We start from the raw sequence: 14,467 nt of genomic DNA, 5'->3' as shown, positions 1-14,467 counted from the left end.
TGCGGCTGATGAGCAAAGTCCGCGGGTATTTGACCCCGGCGTTGCGGGCGGAAATGGAGGCGGCACTGCCGTCGTGGGCGGCGCCGGGGATGAACAATCCCGACGACCCGGATTCCCCGTCGGGGACGGTGGAGTCGGCGGACCCGGCCGCTCTGGCGGCCGCGGTGGAGCGTGATACTCGCACGCCGGGGCAGCGCACCCATGATGGTCTGCAGGCGCTGCTGCGCGCCTCCCGCACTGGTGTTGGGGGTGGTCGGCGGTCGGGTGATCTGGTCGTCACCGTCACCGACCGGGAGTTGGCCGAGCGGGCGGGGGTGGCGTTGACCGCGACCGGGACCCGGGTGCCGGTGGCGGAGTTGATCGAGGTCGCCGCCGCCGCGACTCCGCATCTGGCCGTCTTCTCCGGTCATACCGGACAAGCCCTCTACCTCGGTCGGGGACGGCGGCTGGCGTCGCGGGCGCAGCGGTTGATGCTCTTCGCCCGCGACCGCGGCTGCACCGCCCCCGGCTGCGACGCCCCGTTCTCCCGGACGCAGGCCCATCATTTCCCGGACTGGGCCGACGGCGGCCCCACCGACATCGACCACCTCGGGGCGGCGTGCGGGCGTCACAATCGCTCCGTCGGACCCCGCCGCGGGCAATGGCAGACGATGATCCTGATCGACGGTCCCCATGCCGGCCGCGTCGCCTGGCGACCCAGCGGCGGGAGAACGCGGCCCGGGTGGCGGATCAACCAAATCCACCACGCCGAACTCCTCCCGGACCACCGACCCCAGCCGCCGCCCGAACCCAGCGAATCTCGCATCGAGAACTACCTCGACACACTCCTGGCCGCCTGACCGGACACACCGGCCCGGAGCACGGAAGTGCGGTGGCCGTCAGCTGACGAGCTTCAGCCCTATGACGCCTCCGACGATGGCGATGATGCACACGATCTTCGCGATGCTCGCGGTTTCGGTGCCGGTGATCATGCCGAAGACGACGGCTCCGGTGGCGCCGATCCCGACCCATATCGCATACGACGTTCCGGTCGGCAGTTCGCGCATCGCGTAGGCGAGGCCGCCCATGCTGATGACGAGCGCGACGAAGAAGACGATGGTGGGGATGAGGCGGTGAAGACCTTCCGACCGTCCCAGGGCGGTGGCCCACACCGCTTCGAAGACGCCGGAGAGGATCAGAACGAGCCAGTGCATGAGTGCTCCTCGTCCACCGTCTTGTCGCAGACCGGGTACGGCGGGCTCGTCCGGGCGCCCCGCCACGGGGTGTCGCCACGAAGGCTACCCACCCGGTCGCACGACGGCCAGACGCCGATGACGGATGGAGACCACGACCACACCGAACGGTGTCCCGTCCCAAAACGCGAGTGTCTAGAAATCTCCGTTGTCACGCCGAAGCGACCGGATCGACTCCACCAACTGACGCGCCTGGGCGCTGGTCATTCCGACATGGGAGAAGACGCCGTTGTTCAGCACTGCCGTCGCCTTTTCGACCAACTCCCGGCCGTCATCGGTGATCGACACGAGTGTGGTGCGGCCGTCGCTCGGGTGCGGTATCCGCTTCACCAGCCCGGCGTCGGCGAGGCGTGCGATCGCGTGGGTGGCCGAGGAGACGTGCACCTGAAGCCGGTCGCTCGCCTTGGAGATCGGCAGTTCGCCGTGCCGGGTGAAGGCCAGCAGCCGCAACAGCTCGAAACGGGAGAAGGTGAGGCCGAACGGTTTGAGCTCCTGCTCGACGCGCGCGAGCATGATCTGGTGCGCGCGCATCACCGACGTGACGGCCTCCATGCCGTCGGCGATGTCGCCGCCCCAGCCTGCGTCTTCCCAGTTGCGGCGGGCCAGGGCGATCGGGTCGCGCTCGTTCGACTCATGATCCACCCCGGCCACACCACTCCCATCGTCTACGGCTGCGCCGAGCTCGAGATCAGCGCAGGGTTTCGATTATCGCACTGAAGTCGAGATCGCTGTGCTCGGCGGCGAAGGCGTCGTACAGTTCGGCCGCGTGTGAGCCGAGCGGTGCGGTGGCGCCGGTGGTCGACACGGCGTCCATCGCCAGGTGCAGATCCTTGTTCATCAGCGCGGTGGCGAACCCCGGCCGGAAGTCGTTGGCTGACGGTGCCGTCTCGACCGGCCCGGGCACCGGGCAGTTGGCCGAGAGTGCCCAGCAGTTGCCGGTGGCACCGGTCACCACGTCGTAGAGCGCCTGATCCGAGAGCCCGAGCTTCTCCGCCAGAGTGAACGCCTCACCGACCACGATCTGCTGCACGGCCAGGATCATGTTGTTGCACAGCTTGGCGGCCTGGCCGTTGCCCGGTCCGCCGCACGGCACCACCTTGCCCGCCATCGGCGTCAGGATCGGCTGCGCCGCGGCCAGTGCCGCGTCGTCGCCACCGACCATGAAGGCCAGGGTTCCGGCCGCCGCTCCCTTGACCCCGCCGGAGACGGGGGCATCGAGCTGCATCATGCCCGCGGCGACAGCGAGATCGTGTACGGCACGCGCGTCCTCGACCGAGATGGTGGAACTGTCGATGAACAGCTGACCCGGCGTCGCGTGCGGCAGCACGGTGTCATACACCGCCCGCACTGCTGCGCCGCTGGGAAGCATGGTGATGACGACGTCGGTTCCGGCGACGGCCTCCTCCGCCGACTTCGCTGCGCGGACACCGTCGGCGACGGCCGCTTCCAGCAGTTCGGGGACGAGGTCGAAGCCGACCACCTCGTGTCCGCCCTTGACCAGGTTGGCGGCCATCGGTCCGCCCATGTGACCGAGTCCGAGGAAAGCGATCGTGCTCATCGGTTGCCCTTTCCGGCGGTGACCCGCTGCGCCTCGGCGCGACCGATCACCATCCGCATGATTTCGTTGGTTCCTTCAAGAATGCGATTCACCCGCAGGTCGCGGACGATCTTCTCGATACCCGTCTCGTGCAGGTATCCGTAGCCGCCGTGCAACTGCAGCGCCTGATCGGCGACGGTGAAGCAGCTCTCGGTGACGAATCGTTTCGCCATCGCGCACAACTCGACCTTGTCGGGATCGTCGGCGTCGAGTGCCTCGGCCGCCCGCCACAGGAGCAGTCGGGAGGCCTCCAGAGAGGTCGCCATCTCGGCGAGCGTCGCCGATATGGTGGGTTCGGCGATCAGCGGCTTGCCGAAGGCCTCACGCTCGGTGGCGTAGACGAGCGCCTTGTCGTACGCGGCTTGCGCACCGCCCATCGAGCACGCGGCGATGTTCAGCCGCCCGCCGTTCAGGCCGTTCATCGCGATCGAGAATCCCGTGCCCTCGCCGTCCGGGCCGCCGAGCATCGCATCGGCGGGGACCCGGACGTCGTCGAAGATCACCTGGGCCGTGGGCTGGTTGTGCCAGCCCATCTTGGCCTCAGGCGGACCGAAGGACAGCCCCGGCGTGCCCTTCTCGACGACGAACGTGGAGATTCCGCGGGGGCCGGCGTCACCGGTGCGCGCCATCACCACGTAGACGTCCGAGACACCGCCGCCGGAGATGAACTGCTTGCTGCCGCGAAGCACGTATTCGTCGCCCTCGCGGCGGGCCGACGTCGACAGCGCCGCGGCATCCGACCCCGCGCCGGGCTCGGTGAGGCAGTAGCTCGCGATGTGCTCCATCGACGCCATCTTCGGAACCCAGCGCTTGCGCTGCTCCGTGGTGCCGTAGGTGTCGACCATCCACGTGCACATGTTGTGGATCGACAGGAACGCCGCGGTCACCGGATCGGCCTTCGCCAGTTCCTCGAAGATCCGCACACCGTCGATCCTCCGCAGGCCGGAGCCGCCGACGTCCTCCTTGGTGTAGATCGCGGCCATCCCGAGCGAACCCGCCTCGCGCATCTCATCGATCGGGAAGTGCTCGGTGGCATCCCATTCGAGAGAGTGCGGGGCGAGCCGCTTGCGGGCGAAGTCGCGGGCCGCTTCGACGACGATCCGATCGTCGTCGGGCAATTTCGGATAGGGCATGTCGTTACCTGATACGCCTGTTCTCTCGTTCCGCGACGGGCCTCAGTGCATGGTCGGGATGGAGAACTCGGCGCCCTCCTTGATGCCCGACGGCCAACGTGAGGTGACCGTCTTGGTCTTGGTGTAGAACATGATCGACGCGGGGCCGTGCTGGTTGAGATCGCCGAAGCCGGAGCGCTTCCAGCCGCCGAAGGTGTGGTACGCGACCGGCACCGGGATCGGCACATTGATGCCGACCATGCCGACCTCGACGCGCGAGGTGAAGTCGCGCGCGGTGTCGCCGTCGCGGGTGAAGATGGCCACGCCGTTGCCGTACTCGTGCTCGGTGGGCAGCGCCAGCGCCTCCTCGTAATCGTGCGCGCGGACGATGGTGAGCACCGGGCCGAAGATCTCGTCGGTGTAGATCGACATGTCCTTGGTGACGTGGTCGAAGAGGGTGGGGCCGAGGTAGTAACCGCCTCCGAGATCGGTGCCGTTGAACGAGGCCTCGGTGGCGCCCTTGCCGCGACCGTCGACGACGAGTTCGGCACCCGCGGCGACGCCCTGCTCGATGTAGTCCACCACGCGATCACGTGCGGCGGCGGTGATCAGCGGACCGTAATCGGCCTTGGGGTCGTGGCTGTGACCGACGCGCAGCGCTTCGACCCGCTCGACGAGCTTGGCGCGCAGAGCGTCCGCGGTCGCGTCTCCGATCGGGACGGCCACCGAGATCGCCATGCAGCGCTCGCCGGCCGAGCCGTAGCCGGCGCCGATGAGGGCGTCGACGACCTGGTCGAGGTCGGCGTCCGGGGCGATGATCATGTGGTTCTTGGCGCCGCCGAAGCACTGGCTGCGCTTGCCGTTGGCGGCGGCCGTCTCGTAGATGTACTGCGCGATGTCCGACGACCCGACGAAGCCGACGGCCTTGACGTCGGGGTTCACGAGCAGTGCGTCCACGGCGGTCTTGTCGCCGTGCACCACCTGGAACACACCGTCGGGCAGGCCGGCTTCGGTGAACAGCTCGGCGAGGCGGACCGGAACGGACGGGTCGCGCTCCGAGGGCTTCAGGATGAAGGCGTTGCCGCAGGCCAGGGCGGGGCCGGCCTTCCAGAGCGGGATCATGGCGGGGAAGTTGAACGGGGTGATGCCGGCGACCACGCCGAGCGGCTGCCGCATCGAGTAGACGTCGATGCCGGTGCCCGCGCCCTCGGTGTACTCGCCCTTGAGGAGGTGGGGGATGCCGACCGAGAACTCGATCACCTCGAGTCCGCGCTGCACGTCGCCGCGGGCGTCGGCGACGGTCTTGCCGTGCTCGCTCGAGAGCAGCTCGGCGAGCTCGTCCATGTTCTGGTTCACCAGCTCGATGAACTTCATCATCACGCGGGCGCGGCGCTGCGGGTTCATGGCGGCCCACGTCTTCTGGGCCTCTTTGGCGGTGGCGACGGCGGCGTCGACTTCGGCGGCGGTGGCCAGCGGCACCGTGGCCTGAACCTGACCCGTGCTGGGGTCGTAGACGTCGGCGGTCGCGCCAGTCGCGGCGACGTGTGCGCCGTTCAGGTAGTGATCGATGGTCCGCAGTGCAGTCATGCGCCGTCCTTCCAGAGGCATCCGTTCGTGACGTGAACCACGATATACTTGGACATCCAAGTAATTCAAGAGGGAGCCGGACATCTGCAGGTCGGCGACGGTTTCAGTGGGGAGTCAGCATCCTCTCCACTGCGGTTCGCGCTTCTGCGCGAAGGCCGTGACACCCTCGCGGAGATCCTCCGAGACGAGGACGGTGTCGAGGACCGCGAGGCTCTCGTCCACGGCCCGGACCGTGTCCGGCTGCGATTCGGATCCGGCCATCGCCGCCAGTGAGGCGCGAACGGCGACCGGTGACGCGGCCAGGATCTCCTCGGCCACGGCGCGGGCGGCGGACATCACTTCACCGTGCGGTGCCACCCTCGACACCAGGCCGTACGCCAGCGCCTCCGCGGCGTCGATGCGGCGTCCGGTGAGGATCATGTCGCGGGCGAGGGCGGGCGGGACGACGCGGGGGAGGCGGACCAGCCCGCCGGCCGCGGCGACCAGACCGACCTTCACTTCGGGCAGACCGAAGGAGGCCTCCTCGTCCGCGACGATCACATGGCAGGCCAGGGCGATCTCGAGCCCGCCGCCGAGGGCGAAACCGTTCACCGCGGCGATCACCGGCTTGATCCGGTCGCGCCGCGCGGTGAGCCCGGCGAAGCCGTTGGCGGGCATCGCGAGGCCTCCTTGGGCGCCGGCGCTCAGATCGTTGCCCGCCGAGAACGCGGCCGAGCCGGCGCCGGTCAGGATCGCAACCCACAGATCGGGATCGGCGAAGTACGCGTCGAAGACGGAGTCCAGTTCCGCGTTCGCCGCCGGATTCAGCGCGTTGCGGACCTCGGGCCGGTTGATCGTCACCTCGAGCACCCGTCCCTCGCGCCGGACGAGCAGATGCTCGTACCGCTCGGCGAATCCGACCGCCGCGCGCGGATGGCGCGCATCGAGGACGTCGCGTGTGCGTGCCGCGTGGTTCTGGTTCGTCGACGCGCGGACGAAGATCGGCGTTCCGATGGGGTCGTCGTCGGCGCGCAGCAGATCGAGCAGGCCGGGGTCGTCCACGGCCGCGACGAACCGGGCGCCGTCGCCGAGCCGGCCGACCACGGTGGCTCCGGGGGCCTCGCCGTCGGGATCGATGACGGCGAACGACTCGATCGTCGCCGGGCCGTTCGGATAGTGCGCCACCCGCACCGACGGTGCGGCGTCCAATTCGCGTTGCAGGTCGGCGGAGGTGCTCGGACGCCAGGGAGCGGGGACGGACGAGTACACGCCCACCGAGTACTTGCTCAAGACGCCGCCGTTGGCTGCGACCAGGCCGAACGAGCCGGGCTCGCGCCGCGCCCGCGACACGATCTCCGCGATGCCGTGCATCGAATAGTTGTTGCCGGGCCCGCCGAAGTAGGGGAGCCCGCCGGTGACGGTCAGTCCACGGGGGTCGTCGGGCGAGAGTCCGAGCTCGTCGATGACGTGCGAGACCGCGACCGGGAAGCAGCTGTACAGATCGAAGTGCGCGACGTCGTCGACATCGGTGCCCGCCAGGCGCAGTGCCTCCCGGACAGCGGCGACCGACGCGGGTCCGCGGGAGAGGTCCGGCCGGGTCAGGAGCGGCTTCTCCCGCAGGTCGGCGTGGCCGTGGACGAAGACCCAGCGGTCGGCGGGGATCCCCGCCGACCGGGCGGCCGCGACGGACATCAGTACCGCGGATGCGGCCTGGTTGACGTGGTCGCGAGCCACCATTCGGCGCGGGTAGGGGACCGAGACGCGGCGGTTGCGGTCGGTGACGGTCGCCAACTCCTCGGCGGTGAACTCCTCTCGGGCGGCGGCGAAGGGGTTCCGCGCCGCCACACGCGTCATCGGTGCGAACAGCTCGCCCATCGACCGCGCGTACTCGGCGGCGCCGAGTACGAGACGGTGGCGCCGCGCGTTCTCGACGATCGAGTACTGGGAGATGGGGATGACGACCCCGTGCTTCACCTCGTCGATCGAGGTGAGGCCGCCGATCGAGTAGCCACGGTCCTCCAGTTGCCCGCCGACGGTCTCGCTGAAGTCCGGTGCGGTGCCCGAGCGCTGGGCGTGGCGGACCGTCGACATCACCTCGGCCCCGAACAACACCACCGCGTCGGCACGCCCGGCGGCGATCTCGGCGCCGAACTCGTTCACCAGATGCTGCGGGCTCTGCCCGCCGGTCACCTCTTCGACGGCCCTGCGCGGATCCATGCCGGTGCGGCGTGCCACCGCGCGCGGCATGTTGTCCGGCCGGCCGAAGGGCGACGACGACGCCGGGCTCGACCGCTCGAACGATCGGACCGCCACCACGGTGTCGACGAGGCGTGCCACGTCGTCGGCCCCGGTGTCGGCGAGCGCCGCGCTCACCGCGCGGGCCGCGAGGTCGGCCTCGGAGAGGCCCGCGTAGTCGGCGTCGTCGATGCGTTCGGCTGCCTGGCCGACCCCTACGATGACCGGTGTGGTGGGTGGAATGTCATCGAGGCGGTACACGCACTCCGGCCGGGACGCGGATGCGCCGGGAGTGGGCTGTGCGGGTGTGGGGGCACTGGACACGGGTGGAGCCTTTCCGGCGCCGCGGCCGCGACGCCTGACACTGCACCGCATTATGCCCACGTTGCCATCGAGCGATGGCGAGGAGGTCTCGTGAGCGCGTTGACGCCGCCCGACGCGGCGATGTACTGGCGATCGTTGACCACGGCGAACGATCAGTTCCTGTTGTATGCGTTCGACGCGCCGGACGACCCGTCGGCCGATCCGTTCGCCGAACTCGCGCCCCGCGCGTCCGAGATCGCAGACCTGCGTCTCGGCGTCGCCCGCGTGCCGTGGGATCTCGGGTATCCGCGCTGGCGCGCGTCGCGTCCCCGTCCCGAGCAGTTCTGCCGACACCCGGCCACCACGTGGACCGAATGCCTGGCCGCCCTGGGGCACCTCATGGCGAGCGGCGACCGCACCGCCGGGCCGCTGTGGCGGTTGCATCTGTTCGAATCGCTCACGGATGTGCCCGACGCCGACGGCCCGGCCAACATCGTGGTGCTCCAGATCTCGCATGCGCTCGGTGGCGGGCGGCGGGTCTCGGCGATCGCACGACGGTTGCTGACGCAGGGTCGGCCCGACCGGGTGCGCAGCGGTGCGCGGCTTCCGTCCGCCGTGGCCTCGGCCGTGGCCGCCGCCGCGGGCGCCGCGGCCATTGCGCCGCGACTGGCGACCGGAACCGTCGCCGGTGCGGCCGCGTGGATGCTCCGATCCCGTTGCGGCACAGCGGAAACACCGGGCGCCGACGTGATCGAGCCGACCGTGCTCAATCGTCCGGATCCCGGCGCGGTGGAGCTGCGGACGGTGACGCTGCCGCGATCGTCGGTCCGGCGGCTGGGATCCTCGGTCACCGTCGGGGCACTGGTGGGGCTGGCCGAGGTGCTCGGGCGCTTCGGCGGGACGAGTCCTGACGGCCGGGTGGTCGCAGAGGTCGCCGTCTCCCGTGAACCGGCGACCCGAGAACCGGTGGCTCGGCGCCGGAACGACTTCTTCTCCGTCGGCGTCGATCTGCGCCCCGACCTCGATCGGCGTGCTCGATCCGAGGCGATCGCGAGCCAGCTCGACGCGGCGCGGCGGCGAGACCGTTCTGCGGCCGCCCGCGTCGACCGCTGGGCGGCAGACCGCGCTCCGTCGGTACTGGGATCGCTGGCCGTCCGGCTCTCGTCCGCGGCGCCGGTCCCGGAGCGGGTGGCGGGTGCGACCGTGGTCTCGTCGGTGAACCGCGGCGACGGCGACCTCCGGCTGGCGGGCGGTCGAGTGCTGTTCACCGCGGGGTTCCCGGCCTTGTCCGCGGTCCACGGACTCACCCACGGCGTGCACGGAATCGGTGCGACGGTGACCGTGTCGATCGCCGCTCGCGGAACCGCCGCGCGGACCGTCGACGAGTACGCCGCAGCCGTGCGCGCGGCCTTCGGAGGAAGCCCGGCGACGCCACCTTCGCACGCGTAGCATTCGCATATGACTGCTTATGTGACCCAGAACCCCGCCACCGGCGTCGTGGAGCGCGAGTTTCCGACGATCACCGACGACCAGATCGATCCGATCCTGGAACGCGCCGAGAAGGCATATCGCCAGTGGCGGCAGACTCCGATCGAGCAGCGCGTACAGATGCTTCGCGACACCGCCGCGGCGTACCGCGACCGGGCGTCCGAACTGGCCGCGGTCATCACGAAGGAGATGGGGAAGCCGACCAAGCAGGGTCTGGGTGAGCTCGCACTGACGGCGATGATCTACGACTGGTACGCGGACAACGGCCCGGCTCTGCTGGAGACCGAGCAACTCGATCCGCAGGGAGCCGCGGAGTCGATCGTCACCCGCACGCCGATCGGCCCGATCCTCGGCATCATGCCGTGGAACTTCCCCTACTACCAGGTGGCCCGGTTCGTGGCTCCGAATCTGTTGCTGGGCAACACGATCATCCTCAAGCACGCCCCGATCTGCGCTGCGTCGTCGGAGCTGATGGAACAGATCGCGCACGCCGCCGGGGTTCCCGCCGACGCCTACATCAACGTCTTCGCGACCAACGAGCAGATCGCGACGATGATCGCCGATCGCCGGTTGCAGGGCGTCTCACTCACCGGATCGAGCCGCGCCGGGGCGGCGGTCGCGGAAGTCGCGGCGCGCAACCTCAAGAAGTCGGTGCTCGAACTCGGCGGATCGGACCCGTTCATCGTGCTCGACACCCCGGATGTCGCGGCGCTGGCCGCCGGCGCCGCAGCCATGCGGACGATGAACGCGGGCCAGGCGTGCAATTCGCCCAAGCGGTTCATCGTCGATGAGTCGATCTACGACGACTTCGTCACGAACCTGACGGCGGCGATCTCCGGGCTTGCGGTGGGCGATCCGGCCGAGGACGGGACCAAGGTGGGGCCGCTGTCGTCGGTCACCGCGCGTGACAACGTGGTCAAGCAGGTCTCGCAGGCGGTGGAGCAGGGCGCGACGCTGCACACCGGCGGAGAGGCCCTCGACGGGCCGGGCGCGTTCATGGCTCCCGCGGTCCTCACCGATGTGACGCCGGAGATGGATGCGTACCGCGAGGAGATCTTCGGCCCGGTGGCGGTGGTCTACAAGTTCTCGTCGGTCGACGAGGCCGTCGATCTGGCCAACGACGTCGAGTACGGACTCTCCGGTTCGGTGTGGAGCTCGGACGTCGAGGCCGCGCAGGCCGTGGCCGACCGGCTCGATGTCGGCATGGCGATGGTGAACGAGCACGGGACCTCGCTGCCCGGCCTGCCCTTCGGCGGCGTCAAGCAGTCGGGGTACGGCCGTGAACTCGGACAGTGGGGTCTCGGCGAGTTCGCCAACGTGCGGTTGCGCCGGACCGCGAAGTAGCTCAGGAGCGACCGGGGTACCGGCTGACGGCGTCGTCGGTCGGGTCCCCGGGAAGCTGCGGCCGCGTCGGTGTCTGCGGGGTCGCCGCGGTTCCGGCGCGGGTGAGGCGCTTGGGGAGCCGGTCGGCCAGCCCGCCGATCGGTGCCACGGACGCATTGAGCAGTTCCACGACCTCGTTGAGGTGGTCGACGGTCTCCTGCATCGCAGCGAGATTCGGCGGCAGCGAGGCGAGCGTCTCGGACAGCTCGGTGAACTTGTCGAGCGGTCCGCCCGGAGCGATCAGCTTCTCGAGGGCACCGTCGGCGCCGAGCAGTTGATCGAGCAGGCCCTCGTCGCCAGCGGCGCGGTCGAGCACGCCGCCGGGCTGGGACAGCTTCTCCAGCACACCGTCCGGAGCGGTCAGCTTGTCGACGATGCCGCCCTCGGATGTCAGCCGCTCGAGGATGCCCTCGTTCTCGGTGAACTGGTCGACCACGCCGCCTTCCCGGGTGAGCCGGTCGAGCGGTCCGTCCTTCGCGGCCAGCCGCATCAGGATCCCCTTCTCGTCCGTCATCTGGTCGAGCAGGCCACCGCGCTCGGTCAGCTTCTCGAGCAGACCGTCCGGAGCGGTGAGACGGTCGATCACGCCGCCCGGCTGGATCAAGCGGTCGAGGGGGCCGCCGTTGGCCAGAATCCGGCCGAAGGGGCGGTCGGGGCTCAGCAGATCGGCCACCTGGCTGAGGATCGCGAGCGGAGCCCGGACAGTGGCGATCTCGCTGTTCTCGTCGATTCCGAGCATCGAGTTCACCTCGGACTCGATGCTCTCGGCGGTGAGCCGCGCGACGTTGACGACCGACTCGACCGTGGAGAGTGCGATACCGGCCGTGGCGAAGCCGAGACGCAGTGGCAGCTTGACGGCCATCCGGACTTCGTTCGCGCTGCTATTCATGGTCGACGATTGTAGCGCTCGTCATTTCCTGGCAGCCGCCTTCGCGGCCTTCTTGAAGTCCCGAACCCGCTGGAGCGACTCCGGATCGGTGACATCGGCCACGGAACGGTATCCCTTGCGGCCGTAATCACCGGTCACCTTGGTCCACCCGCGCGGTTTCACGTCCAGTTGCTTGGCGAGCAGGGCCACGAAGATCTTGGCCTTCTGCTCGCCGAAACCGGGCAGCGCGCGGACACGCCCGAACAGTTCTTCGCCGGTACGGGCAGTGGTCCAGAGGGCGGCGGTGTCGCCGTCGTACTCGTCCACCACCGTTCGGGCGAGCTCCTGGATCCGGCCGGCCATCGACCGCCCGTAGCGGTGTATCGCGGGCGGAGTGGCGCACAACTCGGCGAAGGCCTCCGGGTCGGCGTGGGCGATCGCCACCGGATCGAGGGTGCCGAACCGCTCCAGGATCTTCGCCGGTCCGGCGAACGCCCGCTCCATCGGAAACTGCTGGTCGAGCAGCATGCCCGTCACGAGTGCGAAGGCGTCCGTGGATAGCAGTGCGTCCGCGACCGGGTCCTGGGCGATCTGGAGGTCAGCCATGCCGCTCATGCTAGTCGCCCGCGGTCATCGGCACGCCGGTCGTCGGCGAACTCCGAGACCCTCTCCGGCGGCGCCCCGGTCGAAGTCCCGGCGCTCGCGGCTCCCGGCTGGCACACTCCCAAGCATGCGTACTGCAGACTGCTCAGCCAGGAGATCGGTTCGGGGAGTACGGCGCCGGGGGAGGGCGGTCGCGGCGGCGGGCGCGAGCGCGGCGGTGCTGGCCGCCGGGTGCGTCGCCGTCCCGCAGGCGCACGCGTCGCCCTACGGCGCCGAGTACGTGCGGTCCATCCGGTGCGACAGCGCCAATCCGTGGCCCGGTGCGCGGCTGCGGATCGTGGTCGATGTGTACACGGGCGGCCCGTTCCCGACGGACGGACTGCCGGGGCCGGCCATCACGCTCTCGTCGAACAATCCGGGCGGGGTGGGTCCGGTGCTCGAGCTGACGATGCTCACGACTGTGACCTGGCGCAACCTGTCGACCGGACGGACCGGCACCGTGCGGGTGCCCACCCGCGCGCACACCGCCGACTGGGACGTCGTGCTCCACCCGGGTCGCGGCGCCGTGCGGTTCACCGTGCATCAGAAGATCGGGGCGATGGCCTTCAACCCGATGGTGAATCCGCAGTACTCGTCGTGCACCGGAACGGCAGTCGCATGACCGCGTCGGAGACCGGGCGCACAGACGTCCCGCTGATGCGAGTCCTCGGAGTCTCGACCGCCGCAGCGGTCGGCGGCTTCCTGTTCGGTTTCGACAGCTCGGTCATCAACGGTGCGGTGGACGCGATCCAGGGCGAGTTCGGGCTGTCGGACCTGGTCACCGGCGTCGCGGTCGCCATCGCCCTGGTCGGTTGCGCGCTCGGGGCGTGGTTCGCGGGCGGACTCGCCGACCGGTGGGGCCGCAAGAAGGTGATGCTGCTCGGTTCGGCCTTGTTCATCGCCTCGTCGATCGGCGCCGGTCTCACTCAGACGGTGTGGGATCTGATGCTCTGGCGGCTCATCGGGGGTCTGGGCATCGGCATCGCGTCGGTGATCGCTCCCGCGTACATCGCCGAGATCGCGCCCGCCCGGTTCCGCGGCGCGCTCGGTTCGATGCAGCAGCTCGCGATCACGCTGGGCATCTTCGCGGCGCTGCTGTCGGACGCGGTGCTCGCCGACAGTGCCGGCGCCGCCGCCAACACCCTCTGGCTGGACATCGAGGCGTGGCGGTGGATGTTCCTGGTCGGTGTGGTGCCGGCCGTCGTCTACGGCGTGCTGTCGCTGACGATCCCGGAGTCGCCGCGCTATCTGGTGGTCCGCGGACGTGACGGCGAGGCCTCGCGGATTCTCGCTCACGTGACCGGGGAACCCGATCCGGACGGCCGGGTCGCGGAGATCCACCGCACTGTGAAGCTCGAGTCCGCGGCGTCGATGCGCGACCTCGCCGGGCCGGCGTTCGGTCTCCACCCGCTGGTGTGGGTCGGTATCTGGCTCGCCGTGTTCCAGCAGTTCGTGGGCATCAACGCCATCTTCTACTACTCGACCACCCTGTGGCAGTCGGTCGGCTTCTCCGAGTCGGCGTCGTTCGTCACCTCGGTGATCACGGCGGTCATCAACGTGGTGATGACCTTTGTGGCGATCGGCTTCGTGGACCGGGTGGGACGCCGACTGCTGCTGCTCTTCGGCTCCGTGGGCATGTTCGTGGGGCTGGTGCTGGCATCGGTGGCCTTCACGCAGGTCTACGACGCCGTCGACGATTCGGGCGATACGGTCTCGCGGCTCCCGACGAGTTGGGGCGTGCTGGCACTGATCGGCGCGAATCTGTTCGTCATCGCTTTCGCCGCCAGCTGGGGACCGGTGATGTGGGTGATGCTCGGTGAGATGTTCCCCAACCGCTACCGAGCGGTGGCTCTCGGTCTGTGCACCGCGGTGAACTGGCTTTCCAACTTCACCATCTCGCTGCTGTTCCCGGCCGCGATGGGCTGGGTGGGCCCGGCCTTCGTCTACGGCTTCTTCGCGCTGTGCGCCGGGATCTCGTTCTTCTACGTGCGCGCGAAGGTGCCGGAGACGAAGGGCATGGAATTGGAGGAGATGGGCTGAC

At 69.5% G+C, this 14,467-nt stretch carries 13 protein-coding genes and 1 riboswitch; of the genes, 5 read left to right on the top strand and 8 right to left on the bottom strand.

Annotated elements, in window-relative coordinates; genetic code table 11:
* A partial coding sequence (locus Y710_RS07705; RefSeq protein WP_156479423.1) for an HNH endonuclease signature motif containing protein occupies positions 1-839 on the top strand: 839 nt, incomplete at its 5' end.
* Between the two features lie 39 nt (positions 840-878).
* Here the strand turns inward: Y710_RS07705 and Y710_RS07700 are convergent.
* The 6 genes from Y710_RS07700 to Y710_RS07675 all read right to left on the bottom strand — a co-directional run bounded on the left by Y710_RS07700 (position 879) and on the right by Y710_RS07675 (position 8,066).
* On the bottom strand, positions 879-1,193 hold the full coding sequence (locus Y710_RS07700; RefSeq protein WP_045538303.1) for a DMT family transporter: 315 nt from the start codon (positions 1,191-1,193) through the stop codon (positions 879-881).
* A 10-nt stretch (positions 1,194-1,203) separates the two neighbouring features.
* Positions 1,204-1,268: riboswitch (guanidine-III (ykkC-III) riboswitch) on the bottom strand.
* A 99-nt stretch (positions 1,269-1,367) separates the two neighbouring features.
* Positions 1,368-1,874 carry a MarR family winged helix-turn-helix transcriptional regulator gene (locus tag Y710_RS07695; protein WP_169317711.1) on the bottom strand — a complete coding sequence of 169 codons (507 nt, stop codon included), beginning with the start codon at positions 1,872-1,874 and terminating at the stop codon, positions 1,368-1,370.
* A 46-nt stretch (positions 1,875-1,920) separates the two neighbouring features.
* Positions 1,921-2,790 carry a 3-hydroxyisobutyrate dehydrogenase gene (mmsB, locus tag Y710_RS07690; protein ID WP_062367020.1) on the bottom strand — a complete coding sequence of 290 codons (870 nt, stop codon included), beginning with the start codon at positions 2,788-2,790 and terminating at the stop codon, positions 1,921-1,923.
* Complete coding sequence (locus Y710_RS07685) at positions 2,787-3,962, bottom strand: acyl-CoA dehydrogenase family protein (protein WP_062367018.1); 1,176 nt, start codon at positions 3,960-3,962, stop codon at positions 2,787-2,789. The genes mmsB and Y710_RS07685 overlap by 4 nt, the downstream gene beginning before the upstream one ends.
* 42 nt (positions 3,963-4,004) lie before the next feature.
* Positions 4,005-5,528, bottom strand: a complete 1,524-nt coding sequence (locus Y710_RS07680) for a CoA-acylating methylmalonate-semialdehyde dehydrogenase (RefSeq protein ID WP_006895817.1) — start codon at positions 5,526-5,528, stop codon at positions 4,005-4,007.
* Positions 5,529-5,642: 114 nt separating this feature from the next.
* The gene (locus Y710_RS07675) at positions 5,643-8,066 is read right to left on the bottom strand and encodes an acetyl-CoA acetyltransferase (RefSeq protein WP_231875701.1); all 2,424 of its coding nucleotides are present in this window, start codon (positions 8,064-8,066) and stop codon (positions 5,643-5,645) included.
* A 90-nt stretch (positions 8,067-8,156) separates the two neighbouring features.
* On the opposite strand from Y710_RS07675, the gene Y710_RS07670 reads away from it, so the two are divergent.
* Together Y710_RS07670 and Y710_RS07665 are read left to right on the top strand one after the other, a co-directional pair.
* A complete protein-coding gene (locus Y710_RS07670) occupies positions 8,157-9,494 on the top strand; it encodes a hypothetical protein (protein ID WP_062367014.1) in 1,338 nt (445 codons plus the stop codon).
* Positions 9,495-9,503: 9 nt separating this feature from the next.
* Entirely contained in the window at positions 9,504-10,877 is a 1,374-nt protein-coding gene (locus Y710_RS07665; protein WP_039867151.1) for an NAD-dependent succinate-semialdehyde dehydrogenase, read from the top strand.
* A gap of 1 nt (position 10,878) precedes the next feature.
* On the opposite strand, the gene Y710_RS07660 is transcribed toward Y710_RS07665, so the two are convergent.
* Together Y710_RS07660 and Y710_RS07655 are read right to left on the bottom strand one after the other, a co-directional pair.
* Positions 10,879-11,805, bottom strand: coding sequence for a hypothetical protein (locus Y710_RS07660; protein ID WP_045540711.1), 927 nt, complete (start codon positions 11,803-11,805; stop codon positions 10,879-10,881).
* Positions 11,806-11,826: 21 nt separating this feature from the next.
* Positions 11,827-12,390 (bottom strand): HhH-GPD-type base excision DNA repair protein, encoded by a 564-nt coding sequence (locus Y710_RS07655; protein ID WP_039867210.1) that lies wholly within the window; start codon positions 12,388-12,390, stop codon positions 11,827-11,829.
* A gap of 124 nt (positions 12,391-12,514) precedes the next feature.
* Here Y710_RS07655 and Y710_RS07650 point away from each other — a divergent pair, with 124 nt between their 5' ends.
* Together Y710_RS07650 and Y710_RS07645 are read left to right on the top strand one after the other, a co-directional pair.
* Positions 12,515-13,048 carry a hypothetical protein gene (locus Y710_RS07650; RefSeq protein ID WP_231875700.1) on the top strand — a complete coding sequence of 178 codons (534 nt, stop codon included), beginning with the start codon at positions 12,515-12,517 and terminating at the stop codon, positions 13,046-13,048.
* The gene (locus Y710_RS07645) at positions 13,045-14,466 is read left to right on the top strand and encodes a sugar porter family MFS transporter (protein WP_045540857.1); all 1,422 of its coding nucleotides are present in this window, start codon (positions 13,045-13,047) and stop codon (positions 14,464-14,466) included. The genes Y710_RS07650 and Y710_RS07645 overlap by 4 nt, the downstream gene beginning before the upstream one ends.
* The last annotated feature ends 1 nt before the right edge of the window (position 14,467 follow it).

This window comes from Gordonia sp. QH-12 (genome assembly GCF_001578675.1).
In the GTDB taxonomy this organism is placed as follows: domain Bacteria; phylum Actinomycetota; class Actinomycetes; order Mycobacteriales; family Mycobacteriaceae; genus Gordonia; species Gordonia sihwensis.
The sequence above is the reverse complement of the archived record's forward strand: the minus strand, read 5'-3'. Positions and strand labels throughout refer to the sequence as shown.

Bases quoted from the DNA above. Each gene is read 5' to 3' on its own strand.
- Y710_RS07700 (WP_045538303.1), bottom strand. From the start codon at position 1,193: ATGCACTGGCTCGTTCTGATCCTCTCCGGCGTCTTCGAAGCGGTGTGG.
- mmsB (WP_062367020.1), bottom strand. From the start codon at position 2,790: ATGAGCACGATCGCTTTCCTCGGACTCGGTCACATGGGCGGACCGATG.
- Y710_RS07685 (WP_062367018.1), bottom strand. From the start codon at position 3,962: ATGCCCTATCCGAAATTGCCCGACGACGATCGGATCGTCGTCGAAGCG.
- Y710_RS07680 (WP_006895817.1), bottom strand. From the start codon at position 5,528: ATGACTGCACTGCGGACCATCGATCACTACCTGAACGGCGCACACGTC.
- Y710_RS07665 (WP_039867151.1), top strand. From the start codon at position 9,504: ATGACTGCTTATGTGACCCAGAACCCCGCCACCGGCGTCGTGGAGCGC.
- Y710_RS07660 (WP_045540711.1), bottom strand. From the start codon at position 11,805: ATGAATAGCAGCGCGAACGAAGTCCGGATGGCCGTCAAGCTGCCACTG.
- Y710_RS07655 (WP_039867210.1), bottom strand. From the start codon at position 12,390: ATGGCTGACCTCCAGATCGCCCAGGACCCGGTCGCGGACGCACTGCTA.
- Y710_RS07650 (WP_231875700.1), top strand. From the start codon at position 12,515: ATGCGTACTGCAGACTGCTCAGCCAGGAGATCGGTTCGGGGAGTACGG.
- Y710_RS07645 (WP_045540857.1), top strand. From the start codon at position 13,045: ATGACCGCGTCGGAGACCGGGCGCACAGACGTCCCGCTGATGCGAGTC.